This window comes from Aminobacter sp. P4_D5, from assembly GCF_056401815.1.
The window spans coordinates 1-571 of sequence record NZ_JBFUIP010001149.1 but is presented as its reverse complement, the minus strand read 5'-3'; the positions used below and the strand labels follow the sequence as shown (position 1 = coordinate 571).

Annotated in this window: 1 protein-coding gene; it reads right to left on the bottom strand. The window is 69.7% G+C overall.

Going from position 1 to position 571, the window contains the following annotated elements; all coding sequences use genetic code 11:
- Positions 1-569, bottom strand: a 569-nt coding sequence (locus AC1DWF_RS37185) for a class II glutamine amidotransferase (protein ID WP_476843435.1), incomplete at its 3' end; no start/stop codon positions are given.
- Between the last annotated feature and the right edge of the window lie 2 nt (positions 570-571).

Genomic DNA, 571 nt, shown 5'->3' with positions numbered 1-571 from the left:
CCCACGAACATCTCGCCCTCGCCGAAGCCGATGGCGAGCGGCGCGCCCTGCCGGGCCGCGATCAAGGTCTTGTGCTCGCCGGCGAACATCATCGCCACCGCGAAGGCGCCGTGCACGCGCTTCAACGCCGCGGCCGCGGCCTGCTCGGGCGTCGCGCCGCCGGCCAGCAGATGGTCGAGCAGCCGGCAGAAGGTCTCGGTATCCGTTTCCGTCTCGAAGACCTGACCTTGCTTTTCCAGCTCCTCGCGCAGCTCGGCATAGTTCTCGAAGATGCCGTTGTGCACGATGGCGACGCGCTGCGTCGCATGCGGATGCGCGTTGCGCTCGACGGGCGCGCCATGCGTCGCCCATCGCGTGTGCCCGATCCCAGTCGTGCCCGGCAGCGGGGAGGCCTCCAGCACGGCGGCGAGGTTGCCGAGCTTGCCCTCGGCGCGGCGCCGCTCGACATGGCCGTTCACCAGCGTCGCGATGCCGGCGCTGTCATAGCCGCGATATTCCAGCCGCTTCAGCGCATCAAGCAGACGCGGCGCCGCATCCTCGCGGCCGACAACTCCGACAATTCCGCACATGC